General features: G+C 68.8%; 20 protein-coding genes and 1 riboswitch. Of the genes, 11 read left to right on the top strand and 9 right to left on the bottom strand.

Features of this window, described 5'->3' with window-relative positions; all coding sequences use genetic code 11:
* Positions 1-22 precede the first annotated feature (22 nt).
* Positions 23-868, top strand: a complete 846-nt coding sequence (gene rsmI, locus C8D87_RS27585) for a 16S rRNA (cytidine(1402)-2'-O)-methyltransferase (protein ID WP_109633164.1) — start codon at positions 23-25, stop codon at positions 866-868.
* On the opposite strand, the gene C8D87_RS27580 is transcribed toward rsmI, so the two are convergent.
* Both C8D87_RS27580 and C8D87_RS46220 read right to left on the bottom strand, forming a co-directional pair.
* Positions 860-1,054, bottom strand: a complete 195-nt coding sequence (locus tag C8D87_RS27580; RefSeq protein WP_112228893.1) for a hypothetical protein — start codon at positions 1,052-1,054, stop codon at positions 860-862. The two genes, rsmI and C8D87_RS27580, sit on opposite strands and share 9 nt — an antisense overlap.
* Positions 1,055-1,446: 392 nt before the next feature.
* Positions 1,447-1,617, bottom strand: a complete 171-nt coding sequence (locus tag C8D87_RS46220) for a PadR family transcriptional regulator (RefSeq protein WP_170166607.1) — start codon at positions 1,615-1,617, stop codon at positions 1,447-1,449.
* Between the two features lie 54 nt (positions 1,618-1,671).
* Between C8D87_RS46220 and metG the strand changes: the two genes are divergently transcribed.
* The 9 genes from metG to C8D87_RS27530 all read left to right on the top strand — a co-directional run bounded on the left by metG (position 1,672) and on the right by C8D87_RS27530 (position 12,820).
* Positions 1,672-3,465 carry a methionine--tRNA ligase gene (metG, locus tag C8D87_RS27570; protein WP_112228891.1) on the top strand — a complete coding sequence of 598 codons (1,794 nt, stop codon included), beginning with the start codon at positions 1,672-1,674 and terminating at the stop codon, positions 3,463-3,465.
* A complete protein-coding gene (locus tag C8D87_RS27565; protein WP_112229066.1) occupies positions 3,462-4,283 on the top strand; it encodes a TatD family hydrolase in 822 nt (273 codons plus the stop codon). The genes metG and C8D87_RS27565 overlap by 4 nt, the downstream gene beginning before the upstream one ends.
* 302 nt (positions 4,284-4,585) lie before the next feature.
* Positions 4,586-5,995, top strand: coding sequence for a resuscitation-promoting factor (locus C8D87_RS48965; protein WP_112228890.1), 1,410 nt, complete (start codon positions 4,586-4,588; stop codon positions 5,993-5,995).
* A gap of 138 nt (positions 5,996-6,133) precedes the next feature.
* Positions 6,134-6,967, top strand: a complete 834-nt coding sequence (gene rsmA, locus C8D87_RS27555) for a 16S rRNA (adenine(1518)-N(6)/adenine(1519)-N(6))-dimethyltransferase RsmA (protein ID WP_112229065.1) — start codon at positions 6,134-6,136, stop codon at positions 6,965-6,967.
* Between the two features lie 88 nt (positions 6,968-7,055).
* Positions 7,056-7,149: riboswitch (SAM riboswitch) on the top strand.
* A gap of 215 nt (positions 7,150-7,364) precedes the next feature.
* Positions 7,365-8,363, top strand: a complete 999-nt coding sequence (locus C8D87_RS27550) for a methionine ABC transporter ATP-binding protein (RefSeq protein ID WP_109632051.1) — start codon at positions 7,365-7,367, stop codon at positions 8,361-8,363.
* Complete coding sequence (locus tag C8D87_RS27545) at positions 8,360-9,043, top strand: methionine ABC transporter permease (RefSeq protein ID WP_109632053.1); 684 nt, start codon at positions 8,360-8,362, stop codon at positions 9,041-9,043. Before C8D87_RS27550 ends, C8D87_RS27545 begins: the two co-directional genes overlap by 4 nt.
* A 29-nt stretch (positions 9,044-9,072) precedes the next feature.
* Positions 9,073-9,861, top strand: a complete 789-nt coding sequence (locus C8D87_RS27540) for a MetQ/NlpA family ABC transporter substrate-binding protein (RefSeq protein ID WP_109632055.1) — start codon at positions 9,073-9,075, stop codon at positions 9,859-9,861.
* 57 nt (positions 9,862-9,918) lie between these two features.
* Entirely contained in the window at positions 9,919-10,881 is a 963-nt protein-coding gene (locus C8D87_RS27535; protein WP_109632057.1) for a 4-(cytidine 5'-diphospho)-2-C-methyl-D-erythritol kinase, read from the top strand.
* 169 nt (positions 10,882-11,050) lie between these two features.
* On the top strand, positions 11,051-12,820 hold the full coding sequence (locus C8D87_RS27530) for an ABC-F family ATP-binding cassette domain-containing protein (RefSeq protein ID WP_112228889.1): 1,770 nt from the start codon (positions 11,051-11,053) through the stop codon (positions 12,818-12,820).
* An 18-nt stretch (positions 12,821-12,838) separates the two neighbouring features.
* On the opposite strand, the gene C8D87_RS49255 is transcribed toward C8D87_RS27530, so the two are convergent.
* On the bottom strand, positions 12,839-14,128 hold the full coding sequence (locus tag C8D87_RS49255; protein ID WP_407656847.1) for a DivIVA domain-containing protein: 1,290 nt from the start codon (positions 14,126-14,128) through the stop codon (positions 12,839-12,841).
* A gap of 100 nt (positions 14,129-14,228) precedes the next feature.
* On the opposite strand from C8D87_RS49255, the gene C8D87_RS27510 reads away from it, so the two are divergent.
* Complete coding sequence (locus C8D87_RS27510) at positions 14,229-15,842, top strand: fatty acyl-AMP ligase (protein ID WP_109632062.1); 1,614 nt, start codon at positions 14,229-14,231, stop codon at positions 15,840-15,842.
* An 8-nt stretch (positions 15,843-15,850) separates the two neighbouring features.
* Here C8D87_RS27510 and C8D87_RS27505 read toward each other — a convergent pair whose 3' ends face one another.
* The 6 genes from C8D87_RS27505 to C8D87_RS27480 form a co-directional block, all read right to left on the bottom strand.
* Positions 15,851-16,150, bottom strand: coding sequence for a hypothetical protein (locus tag C8D87_RS27505; RefSeq protein WP_146771882.1), 300 nt, complete (start codon positions 16,148-16,150; stop codon positions 15,851-15,853).
* A 29-nt stretch (positions 16,151-16,179) separates the two neighbouring features.
* Positions 16,180-16,545, bottom strand: a complete 366-nt coding sequence (locus C8D87_RS27500; RefSeq protein WP_146231409.1) for a hypothetical protein — start codon at positions 16,543-16,545, stop codon at positions 16,180-16,182.
* A gap of 35 nt (positions 16,546-16,580) precedes the next feature.
* The gene (gene pth, locus C8D87_RS27495) at positions 16,581-17,159 is read right to left on the bottom strand and encodes an aminoacyl-tRNA hydrolase (RefSeq protein WP_109632068.1); all 579 of its coding nucleotides are present in this window, start codon (positions 17,157-17,159) and stop codon (positions 16,581-16,583) included.
* Positions 17,149-17,655: a DivIVA domain-containing protein gene (locus C8D87_RS27490; protein ID WP_233439191.1), complete on the bottom strand. Its 507-nt coding sequence runs from the start codon at positions 17,653-17,655 to the stop codon at positions 17,149-17,151. The genes pth and C8D87_RS27490 overlap by 11 nt, the downstream gene beginning before the upstream one ends.
* A 62-nt stretch (positions 17,656-17,717) precedes the next feature.
* Entirely contained in the window at positions 17,718-18,320 is a 603-nt protein-coding gene (locus C8D87_RS27485) for a 50S ribosomal protein L25/general stress protein Ctc (protein ID WP_112228886.1), read from the bottom strand.
* 391 nt (positions 18,321-18,711) lie between these two features.
* Positions 18,712-19,683, bottom strand: a complete 972-nt coding sequence (locus tag C8D87_RS27480; RefSeq protein WP_211337191.1) for a ribose-phosphate diphosphokinase — start codon at positions 19,681-19,683, stop codon at positions 18,712-18,714.
* Between the last annotated feature and the right edge of the window lie 3 nt (positions 19,684-19,686).

The following is a 19,686-nucleotide window of genomic DNA, read 5'->3' as shown; positions in this document are numbered from 1 at the left end:
CGCCGATCGTAGGGTGAACGGTGTGAGTCCTGTATCCGGTTCAGGCCGTCTTGTCCTGGCAGCCACCCCTCTCGGGGACATCCGCGACGCGTCTCCCCGCCTGATCGAGGCGCTGGAGACAGCCAACGTGATCGCCGCGGAGGACACCCGGCGGCTGCACAGTCTCGCGGCCGCGTTGCAGGTCAAGCCGTCCGGCCGGGTCGTGAGCTTCTACGACCAGGTCGAGACCGCGCGCCTGCCGGGGCTGCTCGAGTCGCTGCACAACGGCGAGACAGTGCTGCTCGTGACGGATGCCGGGATGCCGTCCGTGTCCGATCCGGGATACCGGCTCGTCGCCGCGTGTGTCGAGCAGGACCTGAAGGTCACCTGCCTGCCGGGTCCGTCCGCCGTGACGACCGCGCTCGCGGTGTCGGGCCTGCCGAGCGACAGGTTCGCGTTCGACGGCTTCCCGCCGCGCAAGTCCGGTGAGCGCAAGCGTTGGTTCGCACCTCTGGCCACGGAACAACGCACCGTCGTCTTCTTCGAGGCACCTCACCGGCTCGCGGACACGCTCGCGGACGCCGTCGAGGTGCTCGGGCCGGACCGCAGCGCCGCCGTGTGCCGCGAGCTGACCAAGAAGTACGAAGAGGTCGTGCGCGGGTCGTTGGCGGAACTCGCCGAGTGGGCCGTGGAGGGCGCCCGCGGCGAGATCACCGTCGTGCTCGGTCCGGCTCCCGCCGAGGAGAAGCCGGACCTCGACACGCTCGTCGCCGAGGTGAAGCAGCGAGTCGCCGACGGGGAACGGATGAAGTCGGCCGCCGCCGAGGTCGCGGAGGCGGCCGGGATCAGCAAGAAGGCCCTCTACGACGCCGCGATCAGATCAAGCTGACCTGCGGTGGAACGTGCGTACCCCGTAGAGGACGCCGACCAGCACCAGCGCCGACGCCGAGATCAGGCCGAGCAGGACGGAACCGGTGCTGAAGATCGACCGTTCGGCGTCGACGACGTGCGCCAACGGGTTCACCCGTGACAGCCAGTAGAGCCACTGCGGGCCGTTCGACATCGGCAGCAGCACGCCGGGCCAGCAGCATCACCGGCACGATCGTCGACGACAGCACGGACGCGAAGACGTACTCGAGCCTCACCTTCAACGCGATCGCGTACGACAGCGACCCGATCGCGACGCCCAGCAGCGCCACCAGGCCGAGTCCGAGCACGATCTCGCCGGGAGTGCCTGGTCGGCGCGAGCTGACCCTCGAGCCCGGCCAGCCGGTTCTTCAGCAGCACGATCGCCTGCTTGCGCGGGACGAGGTTGAGCATCGCCACGGCCGCGGAGACCTCGTCGTTGCCGGCGTGGGCGTCGGCCAGCGCGTGCCAGCGCAGGTCCTGCAGCTCGTGCTCACCGGCCGCGGTGATCCGGTAGGTGGTGCGGGCGGGACCCTCCTCGGACTCCCGTGTCCCGACCGGCTACAGCAGGCCGTCCTTGGCCAGCGACTTCAGCGCGTGGTAGATCGAACCCGGTTGCACGTTCGCCCAGCTGTCCGCCGACCACGACTTCAGCTCGCGGCGCACCACGTAACCGTGTGCCTCGCCGACGAGCTTGACCACGCCGAGCACCAGCATCCTGGTCGCGGACAAACTGACCTCCCAGGCAGTGAAAAGCGGCTGGCACCGCCTCCGTAGGCTATGTGCATGAGTGCCTCCGTACTGACCGCGGTGGCCTGGCCTTACGCCAATGGCCCCCGGCACATCGGTCATGTCTCCGGTTTCGGTGTCCCGTCCGACGTCTTCTCCCGCTACATGCGAATGTCCGGACACCGGGTGCTCATGGTCAGCGGCACGGACGAGCACGGCACACCCATCCAGGTGCAGGCCGAGAAGGAAGGGCTCACCGCCCGCGAGCTCGCCGACAAGTACAACCGTGTGATCGCTTCCGACCTCCAGGGCCTCGGCCTCTCGTACGACCTCTTCACCCGCACGACGACCGGCAACCACTACCAGGTCGTGCAGGACCTGTTCTCCGCGCTGTGGAAGAACGGCTATGTCATCCCGAAGATCGAGATGGGCGCGATCAGCCCGTCCACCGGCAGGACGCTGCCCGACCGCTTCATCGAGGGCACCTGCCCGATCTGCGGTTACGACGGCGCGCGCGGTGACCAGTGCGACAACTGCGGCAACCAGCTCGACCCGATCGACCTGAAGAACCCGCGCTCGCGGATCAACGGGGAGACGCCGAAGTTCGTCGAGACCGAGCACCTGTTCCTGGACCTGCCCTCGTTCATCGAGTCGCTGGGCAGCTGGATGGGCACGCGCACCGAGTGGCGCCCGAACGTGCTCAAGTTCTCGCAGAACCTGATCAAGGACCTGCGGCCGCGCGCGATCACCCGCGACCTCGACTGGGGTGTGCCGATCCCGCTCGACGGCTGGAGCGACCAGCCGATGAAGCGGTTCTACGTGTGGTTCGACGCCGTGATCGGGTACCTGAGCGCCTCGGTCGAGTGGGCGCGGCGTTCCGGGAACGACGACGCCTGGAAGGAGTTCTGGACGGGTGACGCCCAGGGCTACTACTTCATGGGCAAGGACAACATCGTCTTCCACTCGCTGATCTGGCCGTCGCTGCTGCTGGGCCAGAACGGCGCGGGCGACAAGGGCGGCGAGCCCGGCCGGTTCGGCACGCTGAACCTGCCGACCGAGGTCGTGTCGTCGGAGTACCTGACGATGAGCGGCTCGAAGTTCTCGACGTCGCGCGGCACCGTGATCTACGTCGGCGACTTCCTGAAGGAGTTCGGGCCGGACGCGCTGCGGTACTTCATCTCCGTCGCGGGTCCCGAGAACCAGGACACCGACTTCACCTGGGAGGAGTTCGTCCGCCGGACGAACTTCGAGCTGGCGAACGAGTGGGGCAACCTGGTCAACCGCTCGGTCTCGATGGCGCACAAGAACGTCGGCGCGATCCCGAAGGCCACGGCGCTGACGGACGCCGACCACGAGCTGCTGCGGCAGTCGCGGGCGGCGTTCGACACGGTCGGCGCGCACCTGCGCCGCTCGCGGTTCAAGCAGGCGTCAGGTGAGGCCATGCGCGTGATCTCCGCGGCGAACAAGTACCTGTCCGACCAGGAGCCGTGGAAGCTCAAGGACGACCCGGACCGCCGCGACTCGGTGCTGCACACCGCGTTGCAGGTCGTGCAGGACGCGAACACGCTGATGACGCCGTTCCTGCCGCACTCGGCGCAGAAGGTGCACGAGGCGCTGGGCGGCACGGGCGTGTGGGCCGCGCAGCCGGAGATGACCGAAGTCACCGACCTGGACGTCGCCGACCGCACGTACCCGGTGCTGACCGGTGACTACGCCGGTGAGCAGGCTCGCTGGGAGTCGACGCCGATCGAGGTCGGCCGGCCGCTGCAGAAGCCGTCGCCGTTGTTCGCGAAGCTCGACCCGTTGCTCGGCGAGACCGGCCCGGAGTGGGCCCCGATCGTCACGTCGTGACGGACAAGCGGGAACGACCGCCGGTGCCGGAAGCTCTTCCGGCACCGGTGATCGACGCTCACACGCATCTCGACGCGTGTGGAGCCGTCGATGCCGCGGGTGTGGCCGCTCTGCTCGATCGGGCCGAGGCGGCCGGGGTCTCGCACGTGATCACCGTGGCGGACGACCTGAAGGCGGCGCAGTGGGCCGCGGAGGCGTCCACTTGGGACCCGCGGGTCTACGCGGCGGTGGCCGTGCACCCGACGCGCACGTCCTCGTTCGGTGACGTGGAGAAGGCGGAGCTGGAGCGGCTCGCGGCTTTCGACCGCGTGGTCGCGATCGGCGAGACCGGTCTGGACTACTACTGGGACTACTCGCCGCCGGCCGCCCAGCACGAGGCTTTCCGTTGGCACATCGACCTTTCCAAGCGCGTCGGGAAGCCGTTGATGATCCACGACCGGGACGCGCACGAGGACATCCTGAAGGTGCTGTCCTCGGAAGGCGCACCGTCCACTGTGGTCTTCCACTGCTTCTCCGGCGACGCGGACTTCGCCCGGCGGTGCGTCGACGCGGGGTACGTGCTGTCGTTCGCGGGCCCGGTGACGTTCAGGAACGCCCGCGCACTGCGGGAGGCGGCGCAGCTGGTGCCCCAGGATCAGCTCCTGGTCGAGACGGACGCGCCGTTCCTGACGCCGCATCCGTTCCGGGGCCGCCCAAATGAGCCCTATTGTGTGAATTACACAGTTCGCGATCTGGCCACGCTGCGTGGCGAAGATCTTTCTGAACTCTGCGCCGCAGTCACCCGTAATGCTCAACGAGTGTTCGGCCTCGACTACTGAGATGCGACGTAAGACGAACGGAGCAAAGGGTTCCTACCCCCATGGGGTGACTGAGGTCACAACATTGGCGGGGGTGTTTGCGCAACGTCCGCGACCCCGTTACTGTCCCGTGACCGTGCCACCGAAGCCGACCTTGTCGGTTAGGGGCACGCCCGCAGTCGGGGCGGGACCGAAGCCAGAAGCGCGAAGAAGCGAGACCACGTAGGAGGAGTTGCCGGGAACCTTCGAGCTCAACCCTCGAATGATCTTGTCAACGCCAACTGTGCGGTGGCCTCGAGCTTCCGCAATGGAGGTATCGACCCTTGTCTGGAAGCGACAGAACTGCCGCTCCGTACGACTTCAACGACGACACCGACTGGTTCACGCCGGTCGGGCGCACTGCAGTCGGTGTCGCGGACCCACACCCGAGCTTTCCCGCCGGTGCGCTGACCATCTCGCCCGCGGACGTGCTCGAGGTGCTCGGCCCGGACGCCGATGAGCTCCTCGCCACGGCGAACGTCGACGTCGACGAGCTGATCCGGCTCATCAACGCCGAGACGACGATCATGCCGCCCCTCGTCCTCCCGTCGGAGGAAGAGGAGAAGGAGGACCCGCAGCTCCTCGTCACGGCCGTCTCGTCCTGGAAGCGCCGCTTCCTCAAGGGCGCGGTCGCCGCGGTCCTCGTCTCGATCTCCGGCGGCGGCGTGACCGCCATGGCCATGGACAAGTCGCTGACCGTCGACGTCGACGGCTCGCTGCAGACGGTCCACTCGTACGAGGGCACGGTCGGCGAGGTCCTGGCGGAGGAGGGCATCGTCGTCGGTGAGCACGACGCCCTGTCCCCGTCGCTGAACGCCCCGATCTCCGACGGCGGCAAGATCACCCTCGACCGCGGCCGCCTGGTCAAGATGAGCATCGACGGCCAGGCCCGCGAGGACTGGGTCCGCTCCGTCACCGTCGAGGAAGCCGCCCGCCAGGCAGGCGTCCCGACCGAGGGCGCCTGGTTCTCCGCGCCGGGCACGCAGGACATCCCCCTCGAGGGCATGAACCTGGAGATCAAGACCCGCAAGAGCATCAAGCTCTTCGACGGCGCCAACCCGGTCCGCGAGATCCACACCACCGCCGTCACGGTCGACGAGCTCCTGAAGCAGGAGAACCTCTCCCTCGGCCCGGAGGACGCGGTCGCGTCCGGCACCGACGTGAAGCTCGCCACGGGCGCCGAGGTCTACATCTCCCGCACCGGCGTCACGGTCATCAACGTGAACGAGCCGGTCGCCCCGCCGGTCGAGAAGACCAACGACCCGAACATGAACGCGGGCGAGCAGAAGGTCACCGACCCGGGCACTCCGGGCGAGCAGATCTCGACCTACCGCGTGACGGTGAAGAACGGCAAGGAGATCAGCCGCGAGAAGATCGGCGGCAAGGTCACCAAGGAGCCGAAGCCCAAGAAGATCACCGTGGGCACCAAGCCCCTCCCCGACAGCGAGGTCTGGGACCGTCTCGCCAAGTGCGAGGCAGGCGGCAACTGGTCCATCAACACGGGCAACGGCTACTACGGCGGCCTCCAGTTCTCGGCCAGCACCTGGGCCGCCCACGGCGGCACCGCCTACGCCCAGCTCCCGCACCAGGCCACGCGCGAGCAGCAGATCGCCGTCGCCACCAAGCTCCGCGACCGCGCGGGTGGCACGTACGGCGCCTGGCCGGGCTGCCGCGCGAAGCTGGGTCTGCCGTAGACCCGCACCACTTCCGTTTTGCTCGATGAGGCCGCTGCTGGTTCGCCAGGGGCGGCCTTCGTCGTGTCCGGGGTGGGTTGAGGTGCGAGCACCCGCCCTTCGTCCCTCAGGCCAACCTGCGAGAATGCTCCGGTGAGCCTGCTGGGACCCGCCGAAGTCAGAAGACTGGCCGAAGAACTCGGCATCCGCCCAACCAAGAAACTGGGCCAGAACTTCGTGCACGACCCCAACACGGTCCGCAAGATCGTCGCCGCCGCAGACCTGACCGAGGACGACATCGTCCTGGAGGTGGGCCCCGGCCTGGGCTCCCTGACCCTCGCCCTGCTCCCCAACGCCAAACAGGTCGTCGCGGTGGAGATCGACCCCCCGCTGGCCGAACGCCTCCCGCAGACCGTCCGCGAGCAGGACCCGGAGAACGCGGACAAGCTGTACGTCGTCCTGAAGGACGCCATGAGGGTCACCGGGGACGACCTGCCGGCCCAGCCGACCGCGATCGTGGCCAACCTCCCGTACAACGTCGCCGTCCCCGTGGTCCTCCACCTCCTGAACGAGCTCCCCACCCTCGAGAAGGGCCTGGTCATGGTCCAGGCCGAGGTGGCGGACAGGATGGCCGCGAAGCCGGGCAGCAAGATCTACGGCGTCCCCAGCGTGAAGCTCGCCTGGTACGCGGAGGCGAAGAAGGCCGGCCCCGTGGGCAGGAACGTCTTCTGGCCCGCTCCCAATGTGGACTCAGGTCTGGTTTCCTTCCACCGTCGCGAAAAGCCGCTGTCCACAGTGGACAAGACGCGGCTCTTCGCGATCGTCGACGCGGCCTTCGCGCAGCGGCGGAAAACCCTCCGCGCGGCCCTCAAGGGCTGGGCCGAGGCGGCCGGCGTCAACGTCGACGAGCTGCTCGAGAAAGCGGGCATCGACCCCCAGGTCAGGGGCGAGCAACTCAGCGTGATCGACTTCATCCGGATCGCGGAGGTCTAGGCCGGAGATCCATCGGCCAACAGTGTGATCTGTCGAACGATCCGGATTCTGGCTTGCGCAACCGAACGTGTGTCCGGTTGACTGCTAGATGCCATCCGGAGCGACCGAGAGACCTGGCTCTTTGACGTCGCAGCAACCACCCGCTGGATGCGGGCAGGTGCTAACGCCAGGACCGATGGAGGATCACATGGGTACCACGCGAATGCTGACGCGCCGTCGAGTTGTCGACCAGTGCCGTCGCACCGCTTCTGCATGTCGTCGCCACCTCGTCTAAGGCGCCTTCTTCAAGTCCTTTGACGCGGCCCTCCCGTAGTACGAGGGGCGCACACCTGAGCAGAACTTCGACCGCGCACCGCCCACGAGGCGAGTGTGCGTCGCGCGCAGCCGTGGAGCAGATGTGATCACTGTCGAAAACCTCACCAAGTCCTTCCAGGGTGTCAACGCCCTGAACGGCGTGACCCTCGACGTCGAGGCGGGCACCGTGCTCGGCGTCGTCGGCCCGAGCGGGGCCGGCAAGTCGACGCTCGCCCGGTGCGTGGCGCTGCTCGAGCGTCCCGACTCCGGGGCGATCCGCGTCGACGGCACGGACATCACCGCGCTGGACGGGTCGGCCCTCCGGGCCGCCAGGCGGCAGATCGGCGTTGTGCCGCAAGGGGACTCGCTCCTCCGGCAGCGCACCGCGGCCGGCAACATCGCGCTGCCGCTCGAAAGCGCCGGTGTCCCCGGACCGCAGCGTCGCAGCCGCGTGGGGGAGCTGCTGGACCTCGTCGGCCTGACCGACAAGGCCGGCGCCTACCCCGACCAGCTGTCCGGCGGGCAGCGCCAGCGCATCGCCGTGGCGCGCGCACTCGCCGCGAACCCGAGCGTTCTGCTCGCCGACGAGCCCACCAGCGCCCTGGACCCGGAGACCACCGGTTCAGTGCTGACGGTGCTCGACCGTGCGCGCGCTGAGCTGGGTGTGACCGTTCTCGTCGTCACGCACGACATGGGCGTGGTCCGCAAGATCTGCGATGACGTCGCCGTGCTGGAGCAGGGCCGCGTCGTCGAGCACGGCAAGGTGCTCGACCTGGTCAGCGATGCGGCCAGCCGCACGAGCGGGGCGCTGCTGCCCGCCGTGGACCTCAACCCGATCAACGAGAGCAGCTACGACCGCGTCGCGGACGTCGTGCTCGTCGGGTTCGCCGCGGTCGGCGCGCTGCTGCCAGAGGCCTCGCACCGGTTCGGCGTCGAGCTGAACATCGTCGGTGGCGGTCTCACGCGTCTCGGCGAGACGCCGGTCGCGCGGTTCCGCCTCGGCCTGAACGGTGAGCGGTCCGACTCCGCGCTGGAGTGGATCAGCGAGGCCGGTGGCGCTGTGCAGAGGTCCCTGAAGGGCCCGCAGGGAGTAGCTGCGTGAGGTCTGCTACACCCTGGTCCGACGTGCTGAGCTACCTCGTCGAGGCCACCGGGGAAACGCTGTACATGGTCGGCGTCTCCACCGTGATCGCCACAGCTTTCGGAGTTCCCCTCGGGGTTTGGCTGCAGCTCACCGCCAAGGGCGGGCTGCGGCCGAACCCCGCGGTGCACCGCGTTCTCGGCTTCATCACCGACCTGGGCCGCTCGATGCCGTTCATCGTGCTGCTCGTCGCGCTCACGTCGGTCACCCGCCTGATCGTCGGCGGATCCATCGGCAGTACAGCGGTGATCGTGCCGTTGGCGGTGGGTGCGATCCCGTTCGTCGGGCGGCTCGTGCAGAACATCCTGTCCGAGGTGCACGTGACCGTGGTCGAGGCCGCGGTGACCACGGGCGCCTCGACGCTCAGGATCGTTCGCTCGGTGCTGATCCGCGAGTCGCTGCCCGCGCTGATCAACGCCATCGGCGTCACCGTGATCGCCCTGATCGGCTACTCCGCCATGGCGGGCGTGATCGGCGGCGGTGGCCTCGGCGACCTGGCGATCCGCGAGGGCTACCAGCGCTTCAACGACCGGATCCTGTGGAGCACCGTGGCGTGGCTCGCCGTGCTCACGACGCTGATCCAGCTCGGCTTCACCCGTGCCGCTCGTGCGTCCGACCGGCGCCGGCACGCCTCAGTCTGACCCGTCAGAAATTTCTCAAAAGGAACGTCATGCGTATTCGTGCTGCCCTGATCGCGGCTGCTTTGACCGTTTTGTCCGCTTGCTCGTCCGGTGGCAGCGCCTCCGACACGCTGAAGGTCGGCGTCTCGCCGGTCCCGCACGCGCAGATCCTCAAGTACGTGGCCGACAACCTCGCCGCGCAGAAGGGTCTGAAGATCGAGGTCGTCGAGTTCACCGACTACGTGCAGCCGAACACCGCGCTGGTCGACGGCTCGCTCGACGCCAACTACTTCCAGACCGTCCCGTACCTGCAGACGTTCACGCAGGAGAGCGGCGCCAAGGTCGAGTGGGTCGAGCCCGTCCACGTCGAGCCGCTCGGCCTGTACTCGAAGAAGGTCAAGAAGCTCGACGAGCTGCCCTCGGGTGCCAAGGTCGCGCTCGCGAACGACGCCACGAACGAGACCCGCGGCCTGAAGCTGCTGGAGGCCAACGGCCTGATCAAGCTCAAGGCCGTCGACGCACCGACTGTGCGCGACATCGCGGAGAACCCCAAGAACCTGCAGTTCGTGCCGCTGGAGGCCGCTCAGCTGCCCAGGTCGCTGGAGGACACCGACGCGTCGGTGATCAACGGCAACTACGCGATCGACGCGGGCCTCAAGCCCGCCACCGACTCGCTCGCGCTGGAGAAGGCGGAGGGCAACCCGAACGCCAACGGCCTGGTCACGAGGACCGAGCTGAAGGACGACAAGCGCATCCGCGACCTGGCGGAGCTGCTCGGATCGCAGCAGGTCAAGGACTACATCAAGCAGACCTACAACGGTTCGGTCATCCCGGTGTGAGATCGCCGGTGGCCGGGGGAGGAGTCCGCGACGCCAGAACGCCCGTAGGCTGACATCGTGCTCGCAGTCGTTCCACCCCCGGTCACGGTCCGCGTCCCGGCCAAGGTCAACCTGCACCTGGCCGTCGGTGATGTGCGACCGGACGGCTACCACGACCTGGTGACGATCTTCCAGGCGCTGTCGCTGGTCGACGAGGTCACCGTCGCCGTGGCGGACGAACCAGGTGTAGAGGTCCACGGCGAGGGTGCCGACCAGGTCCCCACGGGAGCTTCGAACCTCGCCTGGCGCGCCGTGCGGCTGCTCGCCACGCACGTGGGCAAGGACCCGGACGACCCGAAGGTCCGCGTCGTCATCCGCAAGGCCATCCCGGTCGCGGGCGGCATGGCGGGCGGCAGCGCCGACGCGGCCGCGACGCTCGTGGGCCTGTCGTCGTTGTGGCGGCTGGAGATCAGCCGCGACGAGCTGGCCGAGCTGGCCGGAAAGCTCGGCGCGGACGTGCCTTTCGCCCTCTACGGCGCCACCGCGCTCGGCACCGGCCGCGGCGAGCGGATCGTTCCGGTGCTGGGACGCCACCAGTTCCACTGGGTGCTCGCGTTCGACCGGCGCGGACTGTCCACTCCGGACGTGTTCGACGAGCTGGACCGCCTGCGCGCCGAGGGTGACCCGCCGCGCGTCGGCCAGGTCGAGGCGGTGCTGGAGGGCCTGTCCTCCGGTGACCCGCGGCAGCTGGCCCTGTTGCTGGGCAACGACCTGCAGGCCGCCGCCGTCTCGCTGCGGCCGAACCTGCGCCGCACGTTGCGCGCGGGTGTCGACGCGGGCGCGCTGGCCGGCATCGTGTCCGGCTCGGGCCCCACGACGGCGTTCCTGTGCGAGGACGGCGACACGGCGGTGCGCGTGGCCGCGGAGCTCGCCGGTGCCGGGGTGTGCCGGACCGTCCGCGTGGCGCACGGGCCGGTGCCCGGTGCGCGCGTGATCACGACCGAAGAGCCCAAGCCGACGCCGCCCGAGGTGCACGCGTAGCCAGGGCGTTTGGGCGGGCTAGCGCCGTGACCGGCAGCCTTTGCCCCGTATTCGACGATCAGACGGGTGCGAGGCGCCCTGCTGAGCGCCGGAAGACGCGGCGGAGGTTGCCGGTCACGGCACTAGGTAGCCTTCATCGGGCAGTTTCTTCCGAAGTCGTGAGGTTTTGATGGCCAACCTGGTCAACCTGGAGTCCGTGTCGAAGTCGTTCGGCGTCCGGCCGCTGCTGGACGGCGTGTCGCTCGGCGTCAACGAGGGCGATCGGATCGGTGTCGTCGGGCTGAACGGCGGCGGCAAGACGACGCTGCTCGAGGTGCTGGCCGGAGTGGAGCCCGCCGACGACGGCCGGGTCTCGCGGTCGCGCGACCTGCGGATGGCCGTCGTGACGCAGCGGACCGAGCTGCCGGAGGGATCGACCGTGCGCAACGCGGTGATCGACCCGCTCGGCTTCGACGCCGAGCACGAGTGGGCCGCGGACGCGCGGGTGCGGTCCATTTTGGACGGCCTCGGGATCACGGCGCTGGGACTGGACTCCGTGGTCTCCACGATGTCCGGTGGCGAGCGGCGGCGGGTCGCGCTGGCGGCCGCGCTGATCCAGGACCTCGAGCTGATCGTGCTGGACGAGCCGACGAACCACCTGGACGTCGAGGGCGTGCGGTGGCTCGCGGAGCACCTGCTGGCCCGCAAGTGCGCGCTCGTGGTCGTGACGCACGACCGGTGGTTCCTCGACACGGTCTGCAACCGCACGTGGGAAGTCGTGCTGGGCAAGGTCGAGCAGTACGAGGGCGGGTACGCCGACTGGATCTTCGCGCGCGCCGAGCGGCAGCGGCTCGCGGACGCGGCGGAGGAGAAGCGGCAGAACCTGGCGCGCAAGGAGCTCGCGTGGCTGCGCCGTGGTGCGCCTGCTCGTACGTCCAAGCCGCGCTACCGGATCGAGGCGGCCGAGGCGTTGATCGCGGACGTGCCGGCGCCGCGCGACAACGTCGAGCTGCTCGCGTTCGCGAAGAAGCGCTTGGGCCGCACGGTGATCGAGCTCGAGGGCACGACACTGTCCATTCCGGACCGGGTGCTGGTCCGTGACCTCACGTGGCGCATCGGGCCCGGCGACCGGATCGGTCTGGTCGGTGTCAACGGGTCCGGCAAGACGACGTTGCTGAAGCTGCTGGCGGGCGAGCGCGAACCCGAGACGGGCAAGCGGATCCAGGGCCAGACGGTGAAGATCGCGCACCTCTCGCAGGAGCTGCACGACCTCGACGGGTCGATGCGCGTGCTGGAGGCGATCGAGGAGATCGCGCGCCGCGTCGTCCTCGGCAAGTACGAGATGTCGGCGTCGCAGCTGGGTGAGCGGTTCGGGTTCTCGTCGCAGAAGCAGTGGACGCCGGTGTCGGACCTGTCCGGTGGCGAACGGCGGCGGCTGCAGCTGTGCCGGTTGCTGATGGCAGAGCCGAACGTCCTGCTGCTCGACGAGCCCACGAACGACCTGGACATCGACACGTTGCAGCAGCTGGAAGACCTGCTCGACTCGTGGCCCGGCACGCTCGTCGTGATCTCGCACGACCGCTACCTCGTCGAGCGCGTGTGCGACAAGGTCGTGGCGTTGTTCGGTGACGGCAAGCTGACCGACCTGCCCGGCGGGATCGACGAGTACCTCAAGCGCCGGGACTCGTTGCGCGACAGGGAGACTTCCACTGGTCCGGCCGTCGGGAAGACGCCGTCGAACGCTGCCGACCAGCGTGCCGCCCGCAAGGAGCTGGCCAGGCTGGAGCGGCGCCTCGAGGTGCTCCACAAGAAGGAAGCCGAGCTGCACGCCGCGCTCGCAGAGGCCGCGACCGACCCCGACAAGCTGCTGAAGCTCGACGCCGAGCTCCGCGCCGTGCTGGCGGAGGAGACCGACGTCGAGGCTGCGTGGATGGCCGCGGCCGAGGTCGTCGAGGGGTAACCCTGTCGAGGGATAGCCCTACTTGCCCCGGCGGCGCAGTTCGTTGGCGAGCATGGGCAGCAGTTCGTCGATGAACGACGTGTCGTAGCCCTGCCCGGAGAGCAGCGCGTGGCTGAAGCGCGCCTTCATGACCTCCTCCGAGGTCGCGCCCAGCATGCCGTCGAGCGCGACGCCGATCTCCTCGAGCATCCGGTCGACCTGCGCGGTGCGGTAGCCGCGCTGGCCGGACGCCGCCTGGGGGATCCGCAGCTGGCGCAGGTCCTTCCACGACCTGATCGGGGGGATGCTGCGCACCGGTCCGGAGAGCTGCAGCTCGACCCGGCTGAGGAACGAGTCCACCTCGTTCTCGTCGTAGCCGCGCCGGCCGATCAACGGGCGGGAGAACCTGACGTCGCGGATGTCCTTCGCGGTCAGGTTGTCCTGACCGAGCAGCGTCGCCTCGATCCGGTCGAGGAACGCGTCCACCTGGGACTCCTGGTACCCGCGGCGGCCGCGGGGAGGACGGTGGAACGCGACGTTGCGGATGTCCGCGGCGGTGAGCTTCGGTGCCTCGACGGCGCGCGGCGTCGCCGGTTGCTGAGCCGGAAGCTGCTGCTGAGGGCGCTGCGGCGGTTGGGGACGGCGCTGCTGGGGCCGCTGCTGTTGCTGCGGCAGCTGTGTGGTCGGCGGCGTCTTGACCGGCGGCGGCGCGGTCTCGAACATGAGCACCACGAGGTCGAGGAACGTGTCGACGTCCTCCTCGTCGTACCCGAACGTGCCGGGCGCGGTCTCGCCGAACACCGCGTCCTGAATCTGTTGGGCGGTCAGGTTGTCCTGGCCGCGCAGCGTGGCCTCGATGCGGTCGAGGAACGCGTCGATCTGGCCTTCGTGGTAGCCGCGCGTGCCCGGTCTGGGCTTGTGGAAACGCACGGCGGCGACGTCGTCCGGGGACAGTCGCACCGCCGGTCTCAGCGCCTGTGAGGTCGCGTGCGCACCCTGAGCGGGCGCCGCGGCCTGCTGGCGTTGCGGAGTGGACCGCAGCGTGTCGGCCACGAGCTCCATGAACACGTTGACCTCGTTCACGTCGTAGCCCGGATCCCGCGTCGCCGTGCTGAACTTCACGTTGAGCACGTCTTCACGCGTGAGGATGTCCCTGCTGCGCATGGTGTCCTCGACACGGTCGAGAAATGCGTCCACCTCGGCCGCGTCGTACCCGCGCGCGCCCCGAGGGGGACGGTGGAACGCGACGAGGGCCACGTCCTGCGCGGAGAGCAGAGGTGCCGGATGCGCGGGTAGACGATGCTGCGCTCCGGGGCCGCCCCGATCCACCAATGACCTCCTCCTGCGTACCTGTACTGGGGAGTATCGCGTTTCGCGTGGCATAACGTTTCGTCCTGATGGACCAAAGGCCGCCACTACGATCGCGAACATGAGTCAGTTCGTGGATGTGATGCTGGCGACGGCCGCCAACGGCCAAGACAGAGGCATGACGACGGGTGAACCCGCCGCGCCCGTTCGCCGGACCTGGGCCGAGGTGCACGAACGCGCCCGGCGGATGGCCGGTGCGCTCGACGTGGCGCCGGGCACCGCGATCGCAGTGCTCGCCGCCGAGCCAGCCGTGATCGCCCCAGCCGTCCAGGCAGCCTGGCTGTGCGGTGGCAGCGTCACGATGTTGCATCAACCCACACCACGCACCGACCTGGCCGAGTGGGCCGAGGACACGCTGCGGGTGCTCGCCATGATCGACTCTCGTCTGGTGCTGCTCGGCAGCCCGTTCGACGCCCTGGCCTCTGTGCTGGACCAGCACGGCATCCCGTACCGCAAACTCTCCGAGCTCGACGGTGAGCCGATCGCTCACCCTGTTCCCACTCCCGAGGATGCCACGGCACTGCTGCAGTTGACGAGTGGATCGACCGCCGATCCGAAGGCGGTGCGCATCACGCACCGCAATCTGATGTCGAACGCCGAGGGCATGCGCATCGCGGCCGCGCTGGACCCCTCGTCCGACGTGATGATTTCGTGGCTGCCGCTGTTCCACGACATGGGGATGGTGGGATTCCTCACCGTCCCGATGCTGTTCGGCCTGGAACTGGTGAAGGTCACTCCTGTCGACTTCCTGTCACGGCCGACGCTGTGGGCAGACCTGATCACGCGTTATCGCGGCACGATCACCGCCGCGCCGAACTTCGCCTACGCGATCGTGGCGCGCCGCCTGGCGTCCTCGTCCGACTCGTTCGATCTCTCGTCGATGCGGCTCGCGCTGAACGGGGCCGAGCCGATCGATCCGGCCGCCGTCGAGGCGTTCGTCTCGGCGGGAGCCCGGTTCGGGTTGCGGCCCGAGTCGATCCTGGCGGCCTACGGCATGGCCGAGACCACTCTGGGTGTGGCTTTCGCGCCGTTGTTCACCGGGCTCTCGGTGGACGTCGTGGACGCGGACGCCGTCGAGGCGGACAAGAAGGCGGTGCCCTCCGCGGAAGGCCGCGCGTTCCCGTTGCTCGGGCCGCCGCTGCCGGGGCTGGAGCTCCGGGTCGTGTCCGACTCCGGTGAGGTGCTCGGGGTTCGCGACGTCGGTGAGCTGCAGATCCGCGGTGAGGCCGTGACGCCCGGCTATCTGACGGTGAACGGCCCGCTGGCCACGCAGGACGCCGAGGGATGGCTGTCGACCGGTGACCTCGGCTACCTGGTGGAGGACGGCCAGGTTGTCGTTTGTGGACGGCGCAAGGACGTCATCATCATGGGCGGGCGGAACATCTATCCGACCGATGTGGAGCGTGCCGCCTGCTCGGTCGACGGGGTGCGGGCCGGCAACGCGGTCGCGGTGCGGCTGGACGCCGGGACGCAGCGGGAGCGGTTCGCCGTCGTGGTCGAGTCGAAGCTGGCCGGGGACTCCGACGCCGAGAAGGACCTGGCCAAGCAGGTGACTGCGCGGGTGGTCGACGCGGTCGGGCTCCGGCCGTTCGCCGTGGTGGTGCAGCCGCCGGGGACGTTGCCGAAGACGCCGTCGGGGAAGCTTCGGCGGTCTGCGGCGGCTGCGCTGGTCTAGCGGTTGGTTCAGCAGAGGTCGTCGAGCTTCTCGACGAGTTCGCGCAGCTCCCTCGCACCGCGGCGGGGGAGCCTCGCGATGACGTGGTCGAGAAGTTCCCGCGACCAGAGCGCCTCGCCGGCCTCGTAGTCGTAGTGAGCTTCGTGTTCCTTCAGCCACCGCCGGTGGAACGGATTTCGCACGAAGTCCGACCACTGTTCGAGCGCGTCCGCACCACCGTGGCGATGCAGATCGGCCAGCAGACGGGTCGATGCGCCGTGGATCGGGCGGAGTCTGCCTCTGGGAGGCACCGGGCGCCTACGCGGCATGGCCCTCTCGGTTGGTCATGACGGTCACGCTAGTAGACGTCGTCGAGCTCATCGAGTCGTTTGCGCAGTTCCTTCGCGCTCTTGCGGGGGAGTGCGAGTGTGACGAACTCGAGCAGCACGCGGGCCTCGTACGGGTCGAAGCAACAGTCGCAGACCGGCGGCGGGAACTCCGGGCCGATGTCGGTGTCCCGGAACCTGAGGTACGGGGACTTGTGCATGAACCGGGTCCAGCGTTGGAGCAGGACTCCGACGTAGGACGGGTAGAGGTAGTTGCGGGTGAGTTCGAGCTGGTCGACGTCGGCCAGCAGGCGTGGCGAGAACCCGCGCATCACCGGGTACCGGAAGATCGGGCCGCGCTTGCGCGGACGCCGAGCAGCGGGGTGCCTACGCGGCACGGCCCCTTTGGTTGGTCATGCCGACCATTGTGCCGCTAGTGGAAAGCGTTTTGTGCGGCTTCCAGGCCCTTGGTGACCAGGGCCTCTGTCGCGTCCGCCGCCCGGTCGATCTCCAGCGCGAGCTGCTTGCGCTCCACAGTGGAGAAGTCCTTCAGGACGTAGTCGGCGGGGTCCTGGCGACCCGACGGCCGGTCCACGCCGAAGCGGACGCGGAAGTAGTCCTTGGTGCCCAACGACTTCGTGATCGAGCGGAGTCCGTTGTGGCCGTTGTCGCCACCGCCCAGCTTCATGCGGATGGCCGCGAACGGGAGGTCCAGCTCGTCGTGGATCACGACGATGGCGGTGGGCTTGAAGAACTTCACGGCGCTCGCGACGGGGCCGCCGGAGAGGTTCATGAAGCTGCGGGGCTTGGCCAGCACCACGCGGTGGCCGCTGAGGCGGCCCTCGACGATCTCCGCGCCCGACTTGTGGGCCTTGAACTTGCCGCCCACCCGGCCGGCGAGTTCATCGAGGATCAGGAAGCCGATGTTGTGGCGGTTGCCCTCGTACTTGGGCCCTGGGTTGCCCAGGCCGACGATGAGCGTCAGATCATTTTGGGCGAGGTCATCGGCCACGGAACCGCAACTCCTGCTCGAGGTCGTCCAGCAACGCGTCCACGGCCTGCACCTGGTACCCCTTGCCCAGCAGGCCGGACGTGGTGCTGAACCGGGTGTTGCGGACCTCGGTGGAGGTCATGCCACCCCGGCCGTCCAGGTTGGCCGCGGCGCGGGCGATGAAGGCGTCGACTTCGGCGCGATCGTAGCCGGTGCCGGTCTTCGGCAGCTTGCGTGCGTAGAGGTCCTCGCTGGTGTTCAGGCCGGTCGGCGGCACGATGCCGTTGCGGACCTGGAACTCGAGGAGGTGCAGGACGCCGTCGACGCTCAGGGGGTCGTAGCCGTTGGGGACCGTGGCGAACCTGACGGTGCGCACGTGGTCCGGGTTGAGGCGGATACGGCCTGCCAGGGCGTCGGCGACGATCAGCAGGAACTCGTTCACCTGGTCCGGGTCGTAGCCCTGCCGCTTGCGGCGGAAGGTCTTGGCCCGGATCTCGGTGGGCCGCAGGTAAGGCAACGGCGCGCCGCCCCCCTCGTGAGGAGGTGGCGCGCCGTTGGTCCGGCCCGACGTGATGGGGCTCAGCTTTCCTCGGTCGCCTCGACCGACGAAGCGGTCTCTTCGCCCTCGAGCTGCGAGGCGGACGGTGCTTCGTTGACGGCGACGACCAGCGCCTCGGCGTCGGTGACCAGGACGGCACCGGACGGCAGGTTCAGGTCGCTCGCGTGGATCTGCGTGCCCGCGGCGACACCGGCGATCGACAGCTCGATCTGGTCCGGGATGTGCAGCGCCTCGGCCTCGATCTGGATGGTGGTGAGGTCCTGGGTCACCAGCGTGCCCGAGGCGGGCTCACCGGAGATGACCAGCGGCACCTCGACCGTGACCTTCTCGCCACGCTGGACGAGAAGCAGGTCGACGTGCTCGATGTAGTTCTTGATCGGGTGCGTGGTGACGGTCTTGGTGAGCGCCAGCTCGTTCTCGCCGTCGAGGGCGAGGGTGAGGACGGCGTTCTGACCGTGCTCGCGGACAACACGGGCGAACTCGAGCGCCGGCAGGGCCAGGTGCTTCGGATCGGAACCGTGGCCGTAGAGCACCGCGGGGATCTTGCCGGCGCGACGGGTACGGCGGGCTGCGCCCTTGCCGAATTCAGTGCGCTGCTCAGCGGCGAGACGGACCTCGGACACGGTGGGGCTCTCCTTACAAGTCTGGCCTTGTACGTCGGGGCGGTGCACAAGTATCAGCGTTGGGGTGGTGGCCAGCGGCGGCGAGCAGCGCGGGACGTCAACACGCGCGGCATCAAGCCACCGCGTCGATCACGCCGAGCCGGTTGTGAGGCTCGCCCTCGCCGAGGCAACCCGACCAGTGTAGGTGAGTGGGGATGGGGGAGGCCAATCGGGGGTGGTTGTGGGGTCCGCAGGTGGTCGGGTTGCTCTGTCATGTGCCGGTTGCGAGGGTTTCCTGGGGCTCCGCCCCAGCGCGGCCTACGATCGGGCACGCGCCGCTCGCCTGCGGCTTCGCGAGAGAAAGCGAAGGGGGCCTCCCTGCGGAAGGCCCCCGTCAGGAGTCGAGCCGAGATCAGGCGTTGCCGTCGAACAGCGACGTCACGGAGCCGTCCTCGAACACTTCCTGGATCACGCGGGCCAGCAGCGGAGCGATGGACAGCACGGTCATCTGCGGGAAACGCTTCTCCACCGGGATCGGCAGCGTGTCCGTGAAGACGACCTCGCGCGCGCCGCAGTTGGCGAGGCGTTCGGTGGCCGGGCCGGACAGGATGCCGTGCGTGGCCGCGATCACCACGTCGGCTGCGCCCTCGCCCAGCAGTTGCTTCACCGCGCCGGCGATCGTGCCGCCGGTGTCGACCATGTCGTCGATCACGATGCAGAGGCGGCCCTCGACCTTGCCGACCACGCGGTTCGAGACGACCTCGTTGGGACGAAGCGGGTCGCGGGTCTTGTGGATGAAGGCGATCGGGGCGCCGCCCAGGGTGTCCGCCCACTTCTCGGCCAGCTTGGTGCGGCCGGAGTCGGGGGAGACGACGGTGATCTCGTGGCCCGCGTACTTGCCGCGGATGTGGTCGGCGAGCAGGGGCATGGCCCACAGGTGGTCCACCGGGCCGTCGAAGAAGCCCTGGATCTGGGCGGTGTGCAGGTCGACGGAGACCAGGCGGTCGGCGCCCGCGGTTTTGAAGAGGTCGGCTACCAGGCGGGCCGAGATCGGCTCGCGGCCGCGGTGCTTCTTGTCCTGGCGGCTGTACGGGTAGAACGGCATGATCACGGTGATGCGCTTGGCCGAGGCGCGCTTCAGGGCGTCGACCATGATCAGCTGTTCCATCAGCCACTGGTTGATGGGGCTGGTGTGGGACTGGATGACGAACGCGTCGCAGCCGCGCACGGACTCCTCGAAGCGGACGAAGATCTCGCCGTTCGCGAAGTCGTAGGCCTGCTGCGGGGTCACCGTGACGTTGAGGTGCTTCGCGACCTCTTCCGTCAGCTCCGGGTAGGCACGCCCGCCGAAGAGCATCAGGTTCTTCTTCGGTGTGCCGGGCATCTG

This window comes from Lentzea atacamensis, assembly GCF_003269295.1.
GTDB classification, from domain to species: Bacteria; Actinomycetota; Actinomycetes; order Mycobacteriales; family Pseudonocardiaceae; genus Lentzea; species Lentzea atacamensis.
Note: the sequence above shows the minus strand (reverse complement) of the source record. Positions and strands in the feature narration are given on the sequence as shown.